The 18,281-nt window shown below is 62.6% G+C and carries 20 protein-coding genes, 1 tRNA gene and 1 pseudogene; 9 read left to right on the forward strand and 13 right to left on the reverse strand.

The annotated features are described in order from the left end of the window. Nucleotides 1–45: 45 nt before the first annotated feature. The 3 genes from JF542_RS21745 to JF542_RS21755 are packed head-to-tail and all read right to left on the reverse strand — an operon-like array spanning nucleotide 46 to nucleotide 1,822. Entirely contained in the window at nucleotides 46–483 is a 438-nt protein-coding gene (locus tag JF542_RS21745) for a VOC family protein (RefSeq protein WP_207077390.1), read from the reverse strand. 5 nt (nucleotides 484–488) lie between these two features. Then, nucleotides 489–1,085: a histidine phosphatase family protein gene (locus tag JF542_RS21750; protein WP_207077391.1), complete on the reverse strand. Its 597-nt coding sequence runs from the start codon at nucleotides 1,083–1,085 to the stop codon at nucleotides 489–491. Further along, complete coding sequence (locus tag JF542_RS21755) at nucleotides 1,082–1,822, reverse strand: alpha/beta fold hydrolase (RefSeq protein WP_207077392.1); 741 nt, start codon at nucleotides 1,820–1,822, stop codon at nucleotides 1,082–1,084. Before JF542_RS21755 ends, JF542_RS21750 begins: the two co-directional genes overlap by 4 nt. 304 nt (nucleotides 1,823–2,126) lie before the next feature. Between JF542_RS21755 and JF542_RS21760 the strand changes: the two genes are divergently transcribed. Further along, the gene (locus JF542_RS21760) at nucleotides 2,127–2,465 is read left to right on the forward strand and encodes a hypothetical protein (protein ID WP_207077393.1); all 339 of its coding nucleotides are present in this window, start codon (nucleotides 2,127–2,129) and stop codon (nucleotides 2,463–2,465) included. Between the two features lie 80 nt (nucleotides 2,466–2,545). On the opposite strand, the gene JF542_RS21765 is transcribed toward JF542_RS21760, so the two are convergent. The 4 genes from JF542_RS21765 to JF542_RS21780 all read right to left on the reverse strand — a co-directional run bounded on the left by JF542_RS21765 (nucleotide 2,546) and on the right by JF542_RS21780 (nucleotide 6,162). After that, nucleotides 2,546–3,286 (reverse strand): YebC/PmpR family DNA-binding transcriptional regulator, encoded by a 741-nt coding sequence (locus JF542_RS21765; protein WP_007799096.1) that lies wholly within the window; start codon nucleotides 3,284–3,286, stop codon nucleotides 2,546–2,548. A gap of 335 nt (nucleotides 3,287–3,621) precedes the next feature. Next, a complete protein-coding gene (locus JF542_RS21770; RefSeq protein WP_207077394.1) occupies nucleotides 3,622–4,398 on the reverse strand; it encodes a LamB/YcsF family protein in 777 nt (258 codons plus the stop codon). A gap of 13 nt (nucleotides 4,399–4,411) precedes the next feature. Further along, nucleotides 4,412–5,425, reverse strand: a complete 1,014-nt coding sequence (locus JF542_RS21775; RefSeq protein ID WP_207077395.1) for a 5-oxoprolinase subunit C family protein — start codon at nucleotides 5,423–5,425, stop codon at nucleotides 4,412–4,414. Further along, entirely contained in the window at nucleotides 5,422–6,162 is a 741-nt protein-coding gene (locus tag JF542_RS21780; protein ID WP_207077396.1) for a 5-oxoprolinase subunit B family protein, read from the reverse strand. Before JF542_RS21780 ends, JF542_RS21775 begins: the two co-directional genes overlap by 4 nt. A 233-nt stretch (nucleotides 6,163–6,395) precedes the next feature. Here JF542_RS21780 and selD point away from each other — a divergent pair, with 233 nt between their 5' ends. Then, nucleotides 6,396–8,558, forward strand: coding sequence for a selenide, water dikinase SelD (gene selD, locus JF542_RS21785; RefSeq protein WP_207077397.1), 2,163 nt, complete (start codon nucleotides 6,396–6,398; stop codon nucleotides 8,556–8,558). Here the strand turns inward: selD and mnmH are convergent. Next, the gene (mnmH, locus tag JF542_RS21790) at nucleotides 8,540–9,598 is read right to left on the reverse strand and encodes a tRNA 2-selenouridine(34) synthase MnmH (RefSeq protein WP_207077398.1); all 1,059 of its coding nucleotides are present in this window, start codon (nucleotides 9,596–9,598) and stop codon (nucleotides 8,540–8,542) included. The two genes, selD and mnmH, sit on opposite strands and share 19 nt — an antisense overlap. A gap of 149 nt (nucleotides 9,599–9,747) precedes the next feature. Between mnmH and JF542_RS21795 the strand changes: the two genes are divergently transcribed. Then, nucleotides 9,748–9,822, forward strand: a tRNA-Phe gene (locus tag JF542_RS21795). Nucleotides 9,823–10,519: 697 nt separating this feature from the next. Here JF542_RS21795 and JF542_RS21800 read toward each other — a convergent pair. The 3 genes from JF542_RS21800 to JF542_RS21810 are packed head-to-tail and all read right to left on the reverse strand — an operon-like array spanning nucleotide 10,520 to nucleotide 12,260. Further along, complete coding sequence (locus tag JF542_RS21800; RefSeq protein WP_207077399.1) at nucleotides 10,520–11,296, reverse strand: ImmA/IrrE family metallo-endopeptidase; 777 nt, start codon at nucleotides 11,294–11,296, stop codon at nucleotides 10,520–10,522. Beyond that, nucleotides 11,296–11,706 carry a hypothetical protein gene (locus JF542_RS21805; RefSeq protein WP_207077400.1) on the reverse strand — a complete coding sequence of 137 codons (411 nt, stop codon included), beginning with the start codon at nucleotides 11,704–11,706 and terminating at the stop codon, nucleotides 11,296–11,298. The genes JF542_RS21800 and JF542_RS21805 overlap by 1 nt, the downstream gene beginning before the upstream one ends. Beyond that, a complete protein-coding gene (locus JF542_RS21810) occupies nucleotides 11,703–12,260 on the reverse strand; it encodes a hypothetical protein (protein WP_207077401.1) in 558 nt (185 codons plus the stop codon). Before JF542_RS21810 ends, JF542_RS21805 begins: the two co-directional genes overlap by 4 nt. 317 nt (nucleotides 12,261–12,577) lie before the next feature. Between JF542_RS21810 and JF542_RS21815 the strand changes: the two genes are divergently transcribed. Then, nucleotides 12,578–13,117, forward strand: a complete 540-nt coding sequence (locus JF542_RS21815) for a multiubiquitin domain-containing protein (protein ID WP_207077402.1) — start codon at nucleotides 12,578–12,580, stop codon at nucleotides 13,115–13,117. Continuing rightward, a complete protein-coding gene (locus tag JF542_RS21820) occupies nucleotides 13,114–13,494 on the forward strand; it encodes an E2/UBC family protein (protein ID WP_207077403.1) in 381 nt (126 codons plus the stop codon). The genes JF542_RS21815 and JF542_RS21820 overlap by 4 nt, the downstream gene beginning before the upstream one ends. Here JF542_RS21820 and JF542_RS21825 read toward each other — a convergent pair. Then, nucleotides 13,419–13,934, reverse strand: a complete 516-nt coding sequence (locus JF542_RS21825) for an Arm DNA-binding domain-containing protein (protein ID WP_242533880.1) — start codon at nucleotides 13,932–13,934, stop codon at nucleotides 13,419–13,421. The genes JF542_RS21820 and JF542_RS21825 overlap by 76 nt on opposite strands. Nucleotides 13,935–14,238: 304 nt before the next feature. On the opposite strand from JF542_RS21825, the gene JF542_RS21830 reads away from it, so the two are divergent. The 4 genes from JF542_RS21830 to JF542_RS21845 are packed head-to-tail and all read left to right on the forward strand — an operon-like array spanning nucleotide 14,239 to nucleotide 17,362. Next, entirely contained in the window at nucleotides 14,239–15,213 is a 975-nt protein-coding gene (locus JF542_RS21830; RefSeq protein WP_207077404.1) for an HNH endonuclease, read from the forward strand. Between the two features lie 21 nt (nucleotides 15,214–15,234). Next, complete coding sequence (locus tag JF542_RS21835; RefSeq protein WP_207077405.1) at nucleotides 15,235–15,876, forward strand: DNA-binding transcriptional response regulator; 642 nt, start codon at nucleotides 15,235–15,237, stop codon at nucleotides 15,874–15,876. Beyond that, entirely contained in the window at nucleotides 15,876–16,490 is a 615-nt protein-coding gene (locus JF542_RS21840) for a hypothetical protein (RefSeq protein WP_207077406.1), read from the forward strand. Before JF542_RS21835 ends, JF542_RS21840 begins: the two co-directional genes overlap by 1 nt. Beyond that, nucleotides 16,490–17,362: a hypothetical protein gene (locus JF542_RS21845; RefSeq protein ID WP_207077407.1), complete on the forward strand. Its 873-nt coding sequence runs from the start codon at nucleotides 16,490–16,492 to the stop codon at nucleotides 17,360–17,362. Before JF542_RS21840 ends, JF542_RS21845 begins: the two co-directional genes overlap by 1 nt. A gap of 400 nt (nucleotides 17,363–17,762) precedes the next feature. Here JF542_RS21845 and JF542_RS21850 read toward each other — a convergent pair. Next, nucleotides 17,763–18,281 (reverse strand): annotated as a pseudogene (locus JF542_RS21850) (transposase); the annotation flags it as partial.

Raw genomic sequence — 18,281 nt, forward strand, 5'->3', positions numbered from 1 at the left:
GGGAAACCGCCGCGCGGGCGGAGCGCCGCGCATGCGCCAGGAGCCTTACCCCTCGCCGTAGCCTTCCCAGCGAAACGCCCCATCCTCCGCGCGCAGCGGCGAAAACGGGTTGTGCGCGATCTCCCAGATATGGCCCTCGGGATCGGCGAAATAGCCGTGATAGCCGCCCCAGAACACCTCCTGCGCGGGCTTCAGGATCTTCGCCCCCGCCGCCTCGGCGCGAGCCAGAAGCGCGTCGACCTCCTCGCGGCTGCCCAGGTTGTGCGCCAGTGTCAGCGCTCCATGGCCCAGCGTCTCCACGGGCACGCCAATATCCTTGGCAAGATCCTCGAGCCCGAACAGGCCCAGCGTCTGCCCCAGCAGGTCATAGGCGATGACCCCCTCGGGCCCGTTCGCGCGCTGCCATCCCAGCGCGTCGTAGAACGCCGCCTCGCGCGCCATGTCGCGCGCCCCCAGAGTGATAAGACTGATCCGCTGCTGCATGCGCGCTACTCCTCGAATTCCCGGTCGCGGCTGAACCGCTCCATCGGCACCCATCCCTCGAGCAGGCGCCAGTCCGGCAGCGCCACCCGCAAGACATTGCCACCGCCCGCCGGCTGATCATGGCTGCGCGCGATGGGCTCTTTCAACAGGTGCGCCCGCAGCAGCGCCCCCACGCCGCCATGCCCGATCACCGCGATGTTGCCGGGCCGGTCGTCCCGCGCCACCAGCCGCCGCAGCGCCGTCAGCACCCGCGCCTGCGCGTCGACCGCGCGCTCCCAGCCCTCGACGCTTTCCTCGGGCCGGGCAAAGAACGCATCTGCCATGCGCTCGAACGCCTCCGACGGCAGATAGCCCGTGGCCGACCGATCGTTCTCGTGAAGCGCGTCGATCACCTGCACGTCGAGCTCGAGCAGCCCCGCCATCAGCTCGGCCCCCTCCCGCGCCTTGCGCTCATTGCTGCAATAGATCGAGGTCACGCCGGCACAGCGCTCGGCGAAATTCGCGTGCCGGGCCCGCCCCTTGCGCGACAGATGCCAGTCAGGCACCGGCACCTTCGAGTCAATTTCGACCTCCGCATGCGAGACGTAGAACAGCTGCCTCACCCGCCGACCTCCACGATTGCCGCCTCGATCATCGCGAGGTTCTCCGGCTCCGAGAACCGGTGATCCGCGCCCTTCACGAAGCACAGTTGCACATCGTCACCTTCGATGTGATCGAGCAGACGCAGCGCGGTCTCGCGGGTCACCGCCTCGTCCTCGGTCCCCTGCATCAGCCGCACCGGCACCGCCATCGGCAGCGGCGCGCGCAGCACGAGGTTCTCGCGCCCGTCCTCGATCAGCCGTTTGGTGACGGCGTAAGGATCGCCATAGGCCGAGGGCAGATAGGTCACCCCTTCGGTCATCACCTTCTCCCGCTCCTCGTCCGAGAAGCCGGCCCAGAAGCCGTCCTCGGTGAAATCCGGCGCCGCGGCGATGCCGACGAACCCCGCCAGCCGTGCCGACAGCCGCTTGGCGAGCAGGCAGGCGATCCAGCCCCCCATGGACGAGCCCACCAGCACCAGAGGCCCCTCGGTCACCGACTCGATGACCGCCTGCGCGTCCTGCGCCCAGTCGCCGATGCAGCCCTCCTCGAAAACGCCACCGGACTGGCCATGGCCGGAATAGTCGAGCCGCAGGAAGGCGCGGCCACGCGCCTCGGCCCAAGCCTCGAGATGCACCGCCTTGGTGCCCTCCATGTCCGACTTGTAGCCCGACAGGAAGACCACGGTCGGCCCCTCTCCGGGCGTGTGGGCATAGGCCAGCCGGGCGTTCGGCCCGTCGAGATAGGCGGTCACAGCCATGTTCGTCACCTCCGTGCGTGATTGCGCCGACTGTGACCCCGCCGCGTGGCACGATGCAACCGGGTTTCGCGTCGCGCGCCGCCGGTCTCATCGCGATACGGATTTTCCGTTTGCCCACAGAGCCTTGCCAGGCACGGCACGCCATGGTCGACGACCGCATACAGCAACGCATTGATTTCAATGCATATCCGACATTCCGGATTGAGCATTTCCGGCCTTGGCCGGACGTGAAATGCTGCACTGCAGAAACCCTTGCCGCCCTCCCCGCGGCGCCTCCTATCCGAACACATCCGAAGGATCGCTGATGAAAGCCCTCACCCTCGCTGCACTGATCGCCGCCGCCCCCGTCGCCAGCCTCGCCGACAGCCTCACCCTTGCCACCCCGCTCGCGGGCGGCACCGTGCGTGCCGCCGGCACCGACCTCTCGGCCTACTGGGTCGAGGATGGCGACGCTGCCGAGCTCGTGGCCTACTACACCACCGGCGGCGCGGCGCCGCAGCCGCTGCGCATGCGCCTGACCGAGGGCGACCGCGTGGTCTTCGGCCTGCCCGGCCAGAGCGGCGCCACCTGGAGCTTCGCCCGCGAGGCCGGCGCCGTCACCATCACCGGTGAAGCCCTGCACAGCCAGCTGGCGATGAACTGAGCCGTTAGACGCGCTGAAAACACGAAGGCCCGGGAGGCGTCACCTCCCGGGCCTTTCTCGTTCCGGTCAAACCGCGCGGCTCAGAGCTGCGCCATGACCTCGTCCGAGGCTTCGAAGTTGGTGGTGACGCGCTGCACGTCGTCGTCATCCTCGAGCGCATCGACCAGCTTCATCAGCGACTGCATCGAGTCCAGATCGAGCTCGGTGGTGGTGGTCGGCTTCCAGATCAGCTTGGTGCTTTCCGACTCGCCCAGCTCGGCCTCGAGCCCGGTCGCCACGTCGTTGAGATCGCTGTCGGCGCAGTAGATCACGTGGCCCTCATCCGAGCTTTCCACATCCTCGGCGCCAGCCTCGATCGCGGCCATCATCACCGTGTCGGCGTCGCCGGCGTCGGCCGGGTAGACGATCTCGCCCTTGCGCTCGAACATGAACGCCACCGAGCCGGTCTCGCCGAGGTTGCCGCCGTTCTTGGTGAAGGTCGAGCGCACGTTCGAGGCGGTGCGGTTGCGGTTGTCGGTCATCGCCTCGACGATCACCGCCACGCCGTTCGGGCCATAGCCCTCGTAGCGGATCTCCTCGTAATCGTCGCCCTCGCCGCCGGACGCCTTCTTGATGGCGCGCTCGATGTTGTCCTTGGGCATGGACTGCGACTTGGCTTCCTTGATCGCGAGCCGCAGGCGCGGGTTCTTGTCGGGATCGGGATCGCCCATCTTGGCGGCGACGGTGATCTCCTTGGAGAATTTCGAGAACAGCTTAGCGCGCACCGCGTCCTGACGGCCCTTGCGGTGCTGGATGTTTGCCCATTTGGAATGGCCGGCCATGGATGCCCCTTGCCTTGTAAACGTGGTGTTGAAACTTCGCCCAGCGCTATAGCCCAGCACGCCCCGCCCCCGCAAGCCCGGCCACGGCGCACGCGGCACGGGCAGATGCCTCCGGCGGGAGTATTTTTGACGAAGAGAAGCCAAGGGCGCAGCGCTCCTGGCTTCTCTGGTTCCAAAATACCTCGGGGGTGAATTGGCGCACAGCGCCAAGAGGGGGCAGCGCCCCCTTCTCTTCCCTTTCGAGGCGCACCTCCGGTGCGACAGGGGGCAGCGCCCCCTCGCCTCGCGATCCCCCGCGCCGCCTGACCCTGTGATGGGCCAAAGCCCTCGTCGTCTCAAACCGTGCCGCGGCGCCCCGGGAAGGTCTCGAGCGTCACGCCCGCCGCCTCAAGCGCGCGGCGCACGTGGCGCGCGATCTGCAGCGCGGTCTTGCCGTCGCCATGCAGGCAGATCGTGTCCACCGCCGCGGGGATCTGCTTGCCGCTTTCGGTGATGATGGCGCCGGCCTGCACCATTGCCACCATCCTGCGTGCCGCGAGCTCGGCGTCGTGGATCACCGCGCCGGGCTGCGACCGGTCGACCAGCGTGGCGTCGTCGTTATAGGCCCGGTCGGCAAAGATCTCACCAGCCCAGCGGCACCCCAGCGCCTCGACGGCACGCTGCTGCGCGGTGGCCGCCAGCACCATCACAATGATCTCCGGGTCGACCGAGAGCGCCCCCTCGTAGGCCGCCCGCGCCATCGCCTCGTCGGCCGAGCACATGTTGGCCAGCGCGCCGTGCAGCTTCAGGTGCCGCACCTCGCCACCGGCGGCATGGGCCATCGCCCGCGCCGCGCCGAACTGGTAGGCCACGAGGTTGCGCAGGCTGTCCTGCGAAAGCTGCATCTTGCGCCGTCCGAAGCCCTGCAGGTCGGGAAAGCCCGGATGCGCGCCGATGCCGGTGCCGCGCGCCACCGCGGTCGCCATGGTCTGCGCCATCACGTCCGGGTCGCCGGCATGGAAGCCGCAGGCGATGTTGGCCGAGGTGATGACCTCGAGCAACTCTGCATCCTGCCCCATCACCCAGGGGCCGAAGCTTTCTCCCATATCCGCGTTGAGATCCACCGATGTCATATGAAAGCCTTTCTCAATGGTCGTGATGATCGCCGCTGGAGAACCCGCTCACCAGCTTGTGCGACAAAAGATCGGGCACGTCGCCCGGGTGCCGCACCACCGGCTCCACCTTTCGGTGCAGCTCGGCCATGTGGCGGCGATAGCCCGCCTCGACGCTCAGCGCCTCCTCAAGCGTGATCCAGCGGAAGGTGAGCCGCGCCCCTGCCGGGGCCTGCGCCACGCGCGGCAGGTCGGCGGGAATCACCGTGGCGAGCCGCGGATAGCCGCCGGTGGTCTGGCACTCGGCCATCAGCACGAAGGGCGCGCCGTCGCCGGTCATCTGGATGTCGCCGGGCGAGATCACCTCCGAGACCACCGAGAGCCCGCCCTCGACGCCGTAGCCCTCGCCGTCGGGATTGACCTTCACCCCCATGCGGTTGGCCCGGTTGTCGCGGGTGAAGCCCTCCTCTCCGAAGCGCGCCCGCTGCGCCTTCGAGAACATCGCCGTCTGCAGGCTCTCGACCACGCGCAGCGTGCCGCCGTTGAAGCGCTCCTCGACCGCGAGCTTGCACCCGGTCTCGCCGCCGCGGTCGGGCCCGACTGCCAGCCGCGCTCCCGAGGCGACCGGGGCGCCGAGCCCGGCGGTCAGATGCGCCGATTGCGCGCCGAGGATCTCCGGCTCCGCGAAACCACCGCCCACGCTGAGATAGCCATAGGCGCCGCTGGTCACCGGCCCGATCTCCAGCACCGCCCCCTTGGGAAGAAGATGCGCGCCGTGCCAGAGCAGCGGCGCGCCGTCGAGCGTGGCGCGCATCGGCGCCCCGGTCAGCGCGATGCGGATGTCCTCGCTGGCCTCGAAGCGCCCGCCCATGCCGCCCATCTCCAGCGCCGCACCCGGCGGCTGGCCCAGCAGCGCCGTGCCCTCGGCCAGCGCCAGCCGGTCCATCGCGCCCCCGCGCGACAGCCCATAGGTGATCCAGCCCGGACGGCCCTCGTCTTGCAGGCTGAGCGCCGGCCCGGCGCGCTGCACGATGAGCTCCCGGCTCATGCCAGCGCCTCCCAGCTTGCGCCACCGCCCGGCGCGCGGCGCAAGGCCTCGAACTCCGCCTCGCTCACCGCCGGGAAGATCACCTCGTCGCCCGGCGCCAGCAGGAACGGTCGCTTATCGCCCAGCCGGAACAGCTCCGCCGCGGTCTGGCCCACGTGGCGCCAGCCGGTGGGCGCGGTCACGCCAAAGAGCACCAACTGCCGGATCGCCAGCACCAGCGCGCCCTTCGGCACCTTCGGCGTCAGCGCCGACTGGCGCGGGATGTTCCAGACCTCCGGCAGCAGACCGAGATAGGGCTGCCCCGGCGCAAACCCCAGCGCCGTCACCCGCACCTGCGCCTCCGAGAGCATTTCCACCGCCTGCGCCTCCGAGAGGCCAGCCTCCGAGGCCGCCTCGCCAAGCTGCGGCGCCAGCGCGCCACCATAGACCGTGGGAATCCGGTGCAGCCGCCGCCCCGCCGGCAGGTCCGCCTGCAACCAGTCGCGCGATGCCATCACCTGCCGCAACCGCGCCTCGAGATCAGCATGCGACAATGCCAGCGGATCGAAGCGCAGGTAGCACGACACCAGCGAGGACGAGCTCTCCTGCACCCCCTCCCAGCCGGCGCGTTCGACCTCGGCGCGAAAGGCGATGGCGGCCCGGTTCGCCGCCTCGTCCAGCCGGTCGCCGAAGCTTACGAGCATGCCGTCGATGCCGGCGGTGCGGATGATCGGAAAGCCGGGCTGATCCAGCGCCATGACGGTCTGTCCTCCAAGGAAAAACTCATTCGAGTGTTAACAAACCCCGCGCCCGCCGCAAGCCACGCGCGCCCCTGTCTTCTTCTGGCCAAAAATATCCCGGGGTGAATGCCGCCCCCGGCGGCAGAGGGGCAGCGCCCCTCCCCGGGCCGCGCCAGCCTGCGCGACAAGGCGCATGGGCGCGGCGCACACCGCGTGCTACATGCCCCCGGAGCAAGCCCGGAGCCCACGCGATGAAGACCCCAGCCCTGCCCCTCACCCGCGACCTCGTGCTGATCGGCGGCGGCCACAGCCACGCACTGGTGCTGCGCATGTGGGGCATGGATCCACTCCCCGGCGCCCGGCTCACCGTGATCAACCCCGGCCCCACAGCGCCCTATTCCGGCATGCTCCCGGGCTTCGTCGCCGGACATTACGACCGCGATGCGCTCGATATCGACCTCGTGCAGCTCGCCCGTTTCGCCGGTGCGCGGGTGATCCTCGGCGCGGCCTCCGGCATCGACCGCACCGCACACGAGATCCACGTGCCTGGTCGTCCGCCGGTCGGATACGACGTGGCCTCGATCGACATCGGCATCACCTCCGCCATGCCCGACCTGCCGGGCTTCGCCGAACATGCCATTCCCGCCAAGCCCCTCGGCCCGTTCGCCGAAGCCTGGGACCGCTACCGCGCCAAGGACGGCCCCGCCTCGGTGGCGGTGATCGGCGGCGGCGTCGCCGGCGCCGAGCTGGCCGCGGCGATGGCCTTCGCGCTGCGAACGCGCGGCCGCGCGGCCCAGGTGCACCTCGTCGACAACGGCACCGCCCTCTCGGCTTTGCGCCCGCAAGCCGCGTCAAAGCTGCGTGCTGCGCTCACTGCGCAAGGCGTCACCCTGCACGAACACACGGAGATCGCGGAGGTGACCGCAGACGGGCTGGGCCTGGCCAACGGGCACGAGATCGACGCGAGCTTCATCACCGGGGCCGCCGGCGCCCGCCCGCACGGCTGGCTTGAGACAACCTCCCTCGAGCTCACCGACGGCTTCGTCACCGTCTCGCCGACGCTGCAGAGCTCCGACCCGGACATCTTCGCCACCGGCGATTGCGCCCACATGGCCGAGACGCCGCGCCCCAAGGCCGGGGTCTATGCGGTGCGGCAGGCCCCGGTGCTGTTCGACAACCTCCGCAAGCGCCTCTCCGGCGAGGGCACGCCCTGCCCCTACCGCCCGCAGCGCGACTACCTCAAACTGATCTCGCTGGGCGAGAAATCCGCCCTCGCTGACCGCTTCGGCCTCGCACTTTCCGGCCCCGCGATGTGGCGCTGGAAAGACCATATCGACCAGAAATTCATGGACCGGTTCCGTGACCTGCCGCAGATGGCCCCGCAGCCGCTGCCGAGCCCTCGCGCCGCCGGCAGCCGAGAGGCGCTTGGCGACAAGCCGATGTGCGGCGGTTGCGGCGCCAAGGTCGGGCGCGATGCGCTCTCCGCCGCGCTCTCCCACCTGCCCGCACCCGTTCGGTCCGATGTCACCGCCTTGCCCGGCGACGACGCGGCTCTGCTGCTCACCGGGGGGACCCGCCAGGTCATGACCACCGATCACCTGCGCGCCTTCGTCGAGGACCCGGTGATCATGGCCCGCATCGCCACCGTGCACGCGCTCGGTGACATCTGGGCCATGGGCGCGGCCCCGCAGGCCGCCACAGCAAGCCTCACCCTGCCCCGGATGTCCGAGGAACTGGCGCAGCGCACCCTCACCGAGATCCTGACCGCCGCCTCTGAGATCCTGCGCGACACAGGCGCCGAGATCGTCGGCGGCCATTCCTCGATGGGCGACGAGATGACCATCGGCCTCACCCTTACCGGGCTTTGCGAGCGCGACCCGATCACCCTTGGCGGCGCGCAGATCGGCGACGATCTCGTGCTGACCAAGCCGCTGGGCTCCGGCGTGCTGATGGCGGCCGAGATGCAGGGTGCTGCGCGCGGCGACAGGGTGTCAGCCGCGCTTGCCAGCATGACCCGCCCACAGGATGACGCGGCGAAGATCCTGCAAGACGCGCACGCAATGACCGATGTCACCGGATTCGGCCTCGCCGGACACCTGCACGGCATCTGCATGGCCTCCAACGTCAGCGCCGAGCTGCATCTCGATGCCATCCCCCTGCTGCCCGGCGCCTTGAAGCTCTCAGGGCAAGGGATCCGCTCGACGCTCTACCCGAAGAACCGCGATGCCGTCCCCGGACTGACGCTTGAGGGGGCGCGCGCCGACCTGCTCTTCGACCCGCAGACCGCAGGCGGCCTGCTTGCCGCGATCCCCGACGGCGCCGCCCACGTGGCCGAGCTGCGCGCGGCGGGCTATGAGGCGGCGGTGATCGGGCGCATCGACGGTGACTGGCCCGGTCAGATCTCCATCGTGTGAAACGCGTCGGCGATGCGGTCGGCCAGCGCGTCGAGACCGGCCGCGTCCAGCGTCGGCGTCTCGAAGCGCTGCAGCACCCGCGGCGTCATCGCCGACATGGATTTCTCGTAGGCCGGGTCGTAGTGATCGGCGGCCAGAGACCGGCAGAGCGCCAGCCGCTCGCCGGCATCGATCAGCGCGTCCCACTGGTCGATCAGCGCGTGGCCGCGATGGTAGCGCAGCGGCGCCAGCTGCGCCTTGAGCCGCGCCCCGTCCGAGAGAATGTCGTCATAGGCTTCGTCGAGATAGACCGCCCGCGCGTCGAGCGGCGCCGCGACCTCGATCCAGGGCGCCTGCTTCATGCCTTCCCAGAGCGACGGCGGCAGCAGGATCTGCCCGACCTTGCTGCTCTCCGCCTCGACCAGCACCGGTCGGTCCGGGTCGAGCTGCGACAGCTCCTGTGTGAGGCAGGTCTCGAACCATTTCTGGCTTGGCTGCCCGCCGGGCATGTCGCCCAGCAGTGAGCCACGATGCCGCGCCAGCCCTTCGAGGTCGATCACCTGCACCCCGCGCGCCGCCAGCCGCGGCAACAGCGCCGTCTTGGCGGTGCCGGTATAGCCGCCGAGTTGCACGAAGCGGTGCGGCAGCGGATCCTGATAGAGCGCCTTGGTGACGAGACGTCGGTAGGTCTTGTAGCCCCCCTTCACCACCTCGGCCCGCCAGCCGATCTGCTGCAGCATCCAGCCGAACGAGCCCGAACGCTGTCCGCCGCGCCAGCAATAGACCAGCGGCCGCCAACCCCCCTCGTGATGCGCCAGCGGCCCCTCGATATGGGCGGCGGCATTGCGGAACACCAGCGCCGCGCCAAGCTTGCGGGCAAGGAACGGGCTTTCCTGCTTGTAGATCGTGCCCACCCGGGCGCGCTCTTCGTTGTCGAGCACGGGCAGGCTGATCGCACCGGGCACGTGGTCCTCGGCGAATTCTGCAGGGCTGCGCACGTCGATGACGGTGTCGAAGCCGTGGTTGAGCATGTCGGAAAGGGATGAGAAGGCGCGCGTCATGGCCGCAGATGTAGCGCGCTCTTCCGGCGGAGAGAAGCCGCTTCAGGTTTTCTGCACGGCGAGGTGATTTTTTCGCCTTTGGCCTCTGGACACCACCATCCGCCTCGGCTATCTCGCCTCCACCCGAGGGGCAGCGCCCTTCACCCAGTGCCCGGGTAGCTCAGGGGTAGAGCAGTGGATTGAAAATCCTCGTGTCGGTGGTTCGATTCCGCCCCCGGGCACCATTTTACCAAACGAAAACAAATGCTTGCGGCGATTGTTTCGGTGGTGTTCTAAGTGAGCCGCCGTCATGGGTATCGCTGGGGTAGCAATTTGGAAGAGTTCCCAATGCGGTCGAAAATAGACCTCTAGGTTATTTCCGCGTCATGAGCCTGATTGCAGCTGATGTGGGTCCCCAACGAAATGAGAAGGCTTCGGACACATCGAACCAGCCACTCCCATCTCCGATGCCATGGTTCGCTCCCATGCACGAACACTGACAGTCATGCCCGACTGCGTTGCGGCAAGCAGGTGCGCACTTCTCCAATTCACGGTATGGCTGTACGACATACAAGCGCCCATAGCGCTCCAATCCACTATCAACAAAGCGATTGAGCCAACTGACAGGTAGTTTCCAGGATTTTTCCACTGGTGACCATTTTACGTCCGGTTTGCGCCTACCGGTTGCGAGGCTGAACAACCATTCCCTATTGTCGGGACGGTACGGCAGTCTTGCTGTAAGTCTATCGCCGCGAATACCTGAGCGGACAACTATCGGAATGCTTGGGTTTTGCCACTGCTTAAGAATTTCCCTCGGGATACTTGTCGTGTCCATTGTCACCTCAGTTGAACTCAATTGAATGGCGGCGAATGCTTACATCAAAAGCGCAACGTCATTTGTTGGGTGCGGCTCTGCATTCCGTCGGATCGCATTTGCGAAACTTAGTAGCGTGCTAACATGCGTTCATCTTCCACCACCAACAACGTGAGAGTTTCATCTTCGTAGATCTTTGTTGTTTGCTCTTTGATTGGCATTCCGTCAGCCCACTGGTGATTAAACCAAGCATCTGCTCCACTACTGCGGAGAAACCTGTCATCAGGGCTATTATTGAACAAAACATCAAACGCGAGGCTGTCGGGATCCAGTTCCCGCTTCGGGGTCCAGTACTCGCTAATTGCAGGTGATCTGGCAAACCATTTCCGGCCACTACGCGTGTGGCAAACAAGTAAACTGGGAACAGTATTCCGCTCCACCAATCTGATAGCTGCGGCAGTCAGGCTCATGTCAAAGTCGTCAGCCATCGCCCGGATCGTTCGCATGTTGAACCTGTTGTCATAGCCTCTCAAGCTTTCGCGAATCAGAAACTCGGGCATTAGCAGTTGAGCTGCGAAACGATCTGCTGCACGTTCGGGCAGTCTGTTGAGAACGCTACCCGTTTCGATGTCGCTAGACTGGCACATTAAAGTCTTGCCGCGATGGCACTGCCAATGGCCGATCTCATGTGCGAGCGAAAAACGGCGTCGGCGTGGATTTCCGTCTGGCTTCAGGGTGATCTTAGCCCGGTTTCCCGAGCCAATAATCCGAGCTTCACAGCCATGCAGTTGCCGATACTGAACACGCGCGTTCTGGGTCCATGCTATAGCCTCCAGATCAATCTGGTCAGGATGGGTAATGCCGAATTCCCTGAGTAACTCGTCTGGGTCACGGATTAGGCGCATTACTCAACATCGTCCCAGTCATCACCGGCTAGATCCTGCAGATCTTCAAGGATCCCTTCTAGATCGCCTTCGTGTTCCTCCTCGAAGTTCCGCGCAGCCATAGTGAGACTGGGGTTTTGGGCAATGATCGCGGCGATTTTCGCCCGAAGCTCGTCTTGGGACTTTTGCTGCCCTTTCCGCTTTAGTTGTTCACTATGCAGATCGACCGCCTCGCGGGCACCTTTCAGGCGACGTTGCCCGCCCTCAGCGAGGGCGGCCGCGAAAAGATCATCCATTTCCTTGTCGAACGCGTCGAGGTCGACACCTTCTTCCTGCAGCTCGGCTTCGATCTCAGCGTCGCTCATGGCGAATACGTCTTCTACCATCTCGTCTTCGAGACGGGACAATCCGGGTTCCTTCTTTTGCGTCATCGTTTGTCACCTTTGGCCCGGTAGTTCTTGATTTTTCGGTTCATTCGTTTCCGGACTGTTTCATAAGAGGTCTTGTCTCCGAAGAGCTCAACCAGCTCGTCAGGCGTGCTGTTGTCGAGCAGACCTTCTACGAGAAGTTGCACTTCCCAATCGTCACCGCACAGGCCGATGGCTGTTGCGCGCTGCTCCTCGCGGATTTCGCGCGCCTCAAGTGCCGCTTCGGTCGATGGCTGTTCGTCCCGCCATGCTCCTCGAGTCGACGTTTCTTCGAGATTGTCAGAGGCAACTTCTTTGCGCTTCGCGGCATTCGACGCGATGCTCTGCATCACCCTGTCCAGATGCCGCACGATATCGACGGAACGGTTCCATCTTCTCCTCCCCATTGCTGTGCTTGCGATGGCTTCGTGCAGGAGGCCCTTGTGGTCTCCTGAGAACCAAGCGCGCCTTTTGGCGGCCCGTTCGAGCCTCCGCTTCTGTTCGGCTGACAGGTTTCTGATCGCCTCGGTGGCGTCTTCATGGGTGTAGAATTTATCTATGTCTTTGTCGTCTTTCATGAGCCGCTCGTTTGCCTGTCACTCGTATATGCTCTTGAGGGAGGAGAAATCGGACGCCGTCTCAAATAAAAATCGTGTGTTCCCAAAAATTTCGAAGATCTCGACCGCAGCGATACTGTAGCAAGTCGCGCGCAGAAAACACACCAGCAACATATTGAAGCGGTCTATTTCGGGATTTTTCTTAGCCCCAACATCAGCGATACGAAAATTTTCTGAAAATTTGTGCCTTCCGGCGTCCGATTGCCTGAACCTCAAGAGCATAGGTGGCAGATGGCGCCCGCTGCGGGCGTCGAGCAGACAAGAAAAGGAATGCTGCTATGACTACCGTACCGAAAGAAGTTGAAGACATCCTGGATGCTCTGGAGGCTGGCCGCAAGCCCCGCGATCACGGGCCCTACAAGGTGCAGGTCAGCGATAACGACTTGAATTATTCAGCCGCCGTCATTGACGATCCCACGCCTACGGGCCGCCAGATCATTGAGGGTGCAGGCTTCCGCAAGGCGGAAGAGCATTTGGTGTTCCAAGTGCTGCGCAACGGTGAACTCGAGGAACTGCGCCTAGAGGAAACCACGGACCTGCGCCCCGGCCAAGTCGAGCGCTTCCTGGTTTTCCCGAGCGCGGCATCTTTCCGCTTCGACATCGATGGCAAGCGCTTCGAGTGGGGCCACAAGGTCATTAGCGGGCGCGTGCTCAAGAAGCTGGCCGAGGTCGATCCCGCTAAGTTCGCCGTCTGGCAGGTGATACCCGGCAAGGACGACATTCTGATCGGTGACACCGATCTGATCTGCCTCGCTGATGCGGGCTTGGAGCACTTCTTCACCGGCGTGACCCAAACCACGGAAGGGGGCGCGGTATGAGCCTCCTCCCCCGTCAGGATCGCCGCTACCTCGAGTGTCGCGGCATCACCGTTCGCGAGGTCATCGAAGGCGGTAAGAAGGGCGTGATCCTCACCGGGATCACGCTGCCGGAAGGCAAGTATCAGGTCGCTCAGGCGGATATCCTGATCCTACTGCCGCCCTCGTATCCCGAGGTCGCTCCCGACATGTTCTACGCAGTGCCGCATCTCCAGCTGGTCGCCGGTCAGCGTGAGCCCCGCTGCACGCAGGCACGCCAGACTTTCGATGGCCAGACCTGGCAGCGTTGGTCTCGCCACAACAATCAGTGGCGTCCCGGCACCGACGGCATCTGGACCATGCTGAAACGGGTCGAAGAGGCACTGGAGGTGGCGGCATGAAACGTAGCGACATCAGCGCGCTTTATCTCGTCGATCCGTCTGCCATGCAAGGTGGTGAATTTCGCCAACAGGGCTTCCTTGCGTTTCCAGTCGCGGTTGTGAACCTTGGCATGTTTCTCGATGTAATCGGGGATCACGGCGCCAAGCGTCGGTTTCGTTTCGACCTCAATGCCAATGCGATTCTCGAAGTGGCCTGTCTCGATTTCGTAGAGAACCTGTTGCACCCGCTTCCGCGCATCAGCCAGTGATATGATGGGGAACCGCCCGATGGTCAGTCGCCGCATTTTGCCGTTGATGCGCTTGTGCAGGCAGAAGGTCTTGGTGCCGGACGTGCTGATGCGCAGGACAAGACCCGGCATCAACTCATCCCGAAAATCGAGGCGCTTCGTCGGGTTGGGCTTCTGCCCCTCGATGAACTTGGAGGTGAGTTTGCGTTTCATAAGCCCAAGATAAGATGGGCGGACGAGCCACGTCAGGGACAATCCTAGATGCGTTGAGGCGAGATGACTCGCTCTGCACTGGCGGTCTGGTGAGCTTTGTGCTTTTGGACGGCTTCAATCTTGGTTGACTCTGTGTCGATATGAACGACATTCTTGGGTTGCGTTTCAGAGCATAAGGCAGCGCCTGACGCCGTGTTTCATGTCTGCCAACAATAACCGGCACCGGATCGAGTAGTCTGGGGAAGGCCGAGGCAATTTTGCACTGGAGAGTGTGATGCCATCTTTGGACCAAACGAGTTCGCCAGTGGGCGATCAAGATCACTTGCTTGAAGTCTACGAAAACGAAATCGAAGTTGAATATCGAGGTGAGCGGTATCTCGTTCGCGATAACGGCGCGGTTTACCGCTTCAACGAGCACCGCAAGCGTGCCCGTCCTTTGGATAAAACTTGGACTTTCGGACGCCAAAACCAGACAACTGGATACCACTATCTGGCGGGAATCCCAGTTCACCGCATAGTTTGCTCTGCATTTAACGGCGAGCCGCCTACAGATCAGCACGTTGTGGATCACATTGATACCAACCGTGCAAACAATCGACCGGAAAACTTACGATGGTTGACGAGGCTGGAAAACGCCCTGCTGAATGAAATCACCGCTCGGCGCATTGAACTGGTCTACGATTCAATCGAAGCTTTCCTAGCTGATCCTTCAAAGGTCCAAAGTGATGTTTCTTATCCAGATGTGTCATGGATGCGAACCGTATCGAAGGACGAGGCCGCTAAGACAAAATCACGTTTCGAGAAATGGGCAAGAAGCGGATCAGTACCCAGTGGTGGCGCAGTTGGTGAGTGGCTATACGGCACCGCTGAACGTGCAGATTTCGAGCCTGACCCAGAAGAGTACGAGTCTCTCACCCCTTCGGTCATCCAAGTTCGCTGGCGGGTGCCGACAGAATTTCCCGAATGCCCGACGGAAGTGACCGATGATGCGCTCGAGCGCTATGCAGAGAGCCTTATGTTTGGCAAAGTCTTCGCACGAAACGACATTTACCAAAGCTTGGTTGTTCAGCGTTCTCTTGTCGAAGATGCTTTGATCGTCATGACCCACAATCCCGGCCCCAACGCAATCAAGGATTGGGCAGTCGCACAGGTTTTCGTTCGTGGCGAGTTCTTCTACCATCGCAGTGAACATCAGTATTTTTCTTTGCAAGGTGCGCTAAAGACATTTTGCGAGCTGACCGGTGACAGCTATGAGGACTGTATGGATGACTACTGTTGATTGGACGCGGGAGTGAGGTTTTTGGACATTCGGATTTCCTTTTCAAGCCCAGAGAGTGGCTTTCAATGGTCTGACTTGCTGCCGCATACACCCCATCTTTTATGGGCACTTTTCTTTGCCTCTGTATTTTTCATCGTCGGGCCAAGAACCATTAGAGCCGCCTTTTCCCGGGCGACAAAGCTAGGGTTCGCCGGGGTTGAGTTGGAGTTGTCAGGGGAGGTGCAGGAGGCTGCAGAAGCAAGGGATATCACACTACCGGCAGGCTTGCGGGATCAATTGGCCCGAAGAATGAGAACGATTGGGCCGCTGCTAAGGTCATCGCGGATTTTGTGGATCGATGATAACCCTACTAACAATAGCCCCGAAATAAAAATTTTGCAGAAACTCGGCGTGCTCATTGATCTTGCGAAAACGGACGAAGAAGCGCGCAGGAAAATGGAAGGCGCGATCTATGATATCGTGATCTCCGATATCGGACGCGAAAACGATGGGGAGGCTGGTCTCAAGCTGTTGCCAGAAATTTTATCCTCTGTTTCTAGACCCTTCGTTATATTCTACGTCGGGGTGCAGCGCGACACGCCTCAGGGAGCATTCGGGCTAACTATCCGCCCCGATGATCTGTTCAATTTGATACTTGATGCAATCGAAAGGCGTAAGGGCTGATGTATATCCAGAAATGCGTGAAAGGTATTGCGGGTGACACCTCTGGCTTGACTGGCCTCACACAATCTGCAGCGCAGGAAATCATAAGTCAGGACCATGGCATCATGTCGAATTGGCGGAGAAGGGAGTGTGGCATAACTCCCCAAATGGTTGCGGACGTACTAACACCGCACAATCTGGATCGCCATTTGCACGATTATCAGAATTTCGGTGATGAAACGCCGTTTATCTCTTTGGCTAGTGGTGCAGTTGAGAGAAACACAATCCTTCAACAGAACTTTGCGTACTCTGCCATCGACACTGCCTTGCACTTTGCCACAGACGACTGGACGAGGCCGGGAGCACTATTCTTTTGCTGGGTGGCGACGAGTCACTATCCAGCGGTTGAGATCAGGAATGTTGCGGAGGCGGTGCGAGACATAAATATCTATCAACGATGGTCGCCTTACCAGCTAGAGGGCGAGTTAACGGCCAAGGTTCACATACCGTCTAATCAAATCGAGCGGGTTGAATGGTGGGACCCTGGTTATGGCCATTGGCGGCCGCAGCACACGTGGTCGAATCCAAAGTATGTTGAGCCTGATGTTCTCAGCAACATTAGGGAGCTTTTCTGATGCATGACGAGGGTTTTGGGATCGAACCCGATAGGCTTCGCAACCGGCTTAAATTTCTAATCGGTCGCGCTGAAGTCCATAACGAGATCAGACGGCAGGGTTATGAACATCAAGCGATTGCAGCGACTGCATACCGTGATGCCGCAGCGATTGCGCTGCTTCTCGAAGACTCCTATAAATCCCGTGACCTTCTCCAAAAAGCTGGGAAGGGTTTTCTTGAACTCGGGCTGATTCATGGCGCTGTACTGCTCAAGTTGTCAGGAATACCAAAAGCCGTTTCTTCGCTAGCCGATCATAGTGATCTCCTTGATGGCGTCAGAAGCCAAAAACGTTTGGAAGATGAAGAGGAACGCTTTGCTCGCCCCTTGGAAAACTCTGCGCGAACGGCGACTAGCCAATTATTCGCACTGTATCAGGTTGAGTGTTTGCGCGATGGGCTGTCCTCAAAAGAAAGCAGCGAGGTTCCGTTTAGGCAAGCTTTGGATCGTCGCGCAGGCTTCCAAGTTGGTGTGACAGGTCTTTCCATTGATAGCTACATGCGAGTGGGGCAGGAACTCATTGACCCAATGAAAAGTAAGTTCGGACTTGACCACCCCTTCGTTTCGCGAAGCGTTGAAACGATTGCAAATACTCGTTTTGAGGCAATCCAATCCGCAATGAAAGACAGCTATCATTGGCAGCGCATACTGCGTCCCTCTGCTCTGTTGGATTTTGACACGCTAGTATTGGGCTCTTTGGCGCTGTCTAGCCGCTTTGGTCTTGGCCCGTTCGACAGGTTGTTGAGCGACGACGTCCCGTATCTTGGCGCTCCAATACGTGCAGCAAAGCTCCTACAACAAGGACCTGAGCAAGAGCCGCTTAGTACCTACTAATCGCCGCGCTTGGGTATCACTGGGGTAGCAGAAGCGGTGAGCTTGAATGCTACGGCGTGAAACAGGTAGAGACGATCTGCCATACACAAAGGTCAAGGTTTTCAATCGGCTACGTTGCGGGTTGAGCGATCCTGAAACAGCGCGCATGGATCACAAGCCTAATTGAAAATCCTCGTGTCGGTGGTTCGATTCCGCCCCCCCGGGCACCACTTACCAGATCGATCGAGAATGTTGCGGCTTTAGACGCTGAGCGCGCATACGCGGCCTGACGTCTTGGCCCGCAACCAAGACAACCCTAACAGGCCGCTGAAAAGGTCTGCCTTGAGGAAGGGTTTCCCTTGAGCAGGAGCTCGATGCGGCCTGGTTTGCGAACCGGCAGTCCGAGTAGCCGCTTGCCGGCTCAGTTGGCGAGCAGTTTCGGCAGCCTCGCGAGGTTGCGGGCCGCCATCGCCAAGGTGAAGCGGGCCCGTACGCGCTCGATGCCGCGGTACAGGGTCTGCGCCATGCCACCGACGGTTTTGGCCCAGCCGAAAGGTTCCTCGATCTTCTTCCGGCGCCGCTGTGACTTGGCGTAGCCGGGGTGCCGGGTGGTTCTGCCGTCGATGGCGGAGTGTCGAGACTTCTGGGCGACATGCGGCGTGACCACCATTTGGCGCAGTTCGGCGACGAAGTCGGCGCTGTCGTAACCGCGGTCCGCTGCCAGGGTCAGGCGCCGGGTCGATCCCGGCGAGTGGCGGTGAAGCATGTCGATGGCAGCACGCCGCTCGGCGTGGCCGTCCGCCCGCGTCAGGTCGGCCTGCACGATCAGGCCGGAGCGGTTCTCCATCATGCTGTGCCCCATGAAGCACAGCATGGCGCCGGCGCCGGGGGGGTCTTGAACAGCCGGGCCTCCGGATCGGTCATCGAAGCATGGGTCGCG

Source organism: Salipiger bermudensis (genome assembly GCF_017309175.1).
Classification (GTDB): domain Bacteria; phylum Pseudomonadota; class Alphaproteobacteria; order Rhodobacterales; family Rhodobacteraceae; genus Salipiger; species Salipiger bermudensis.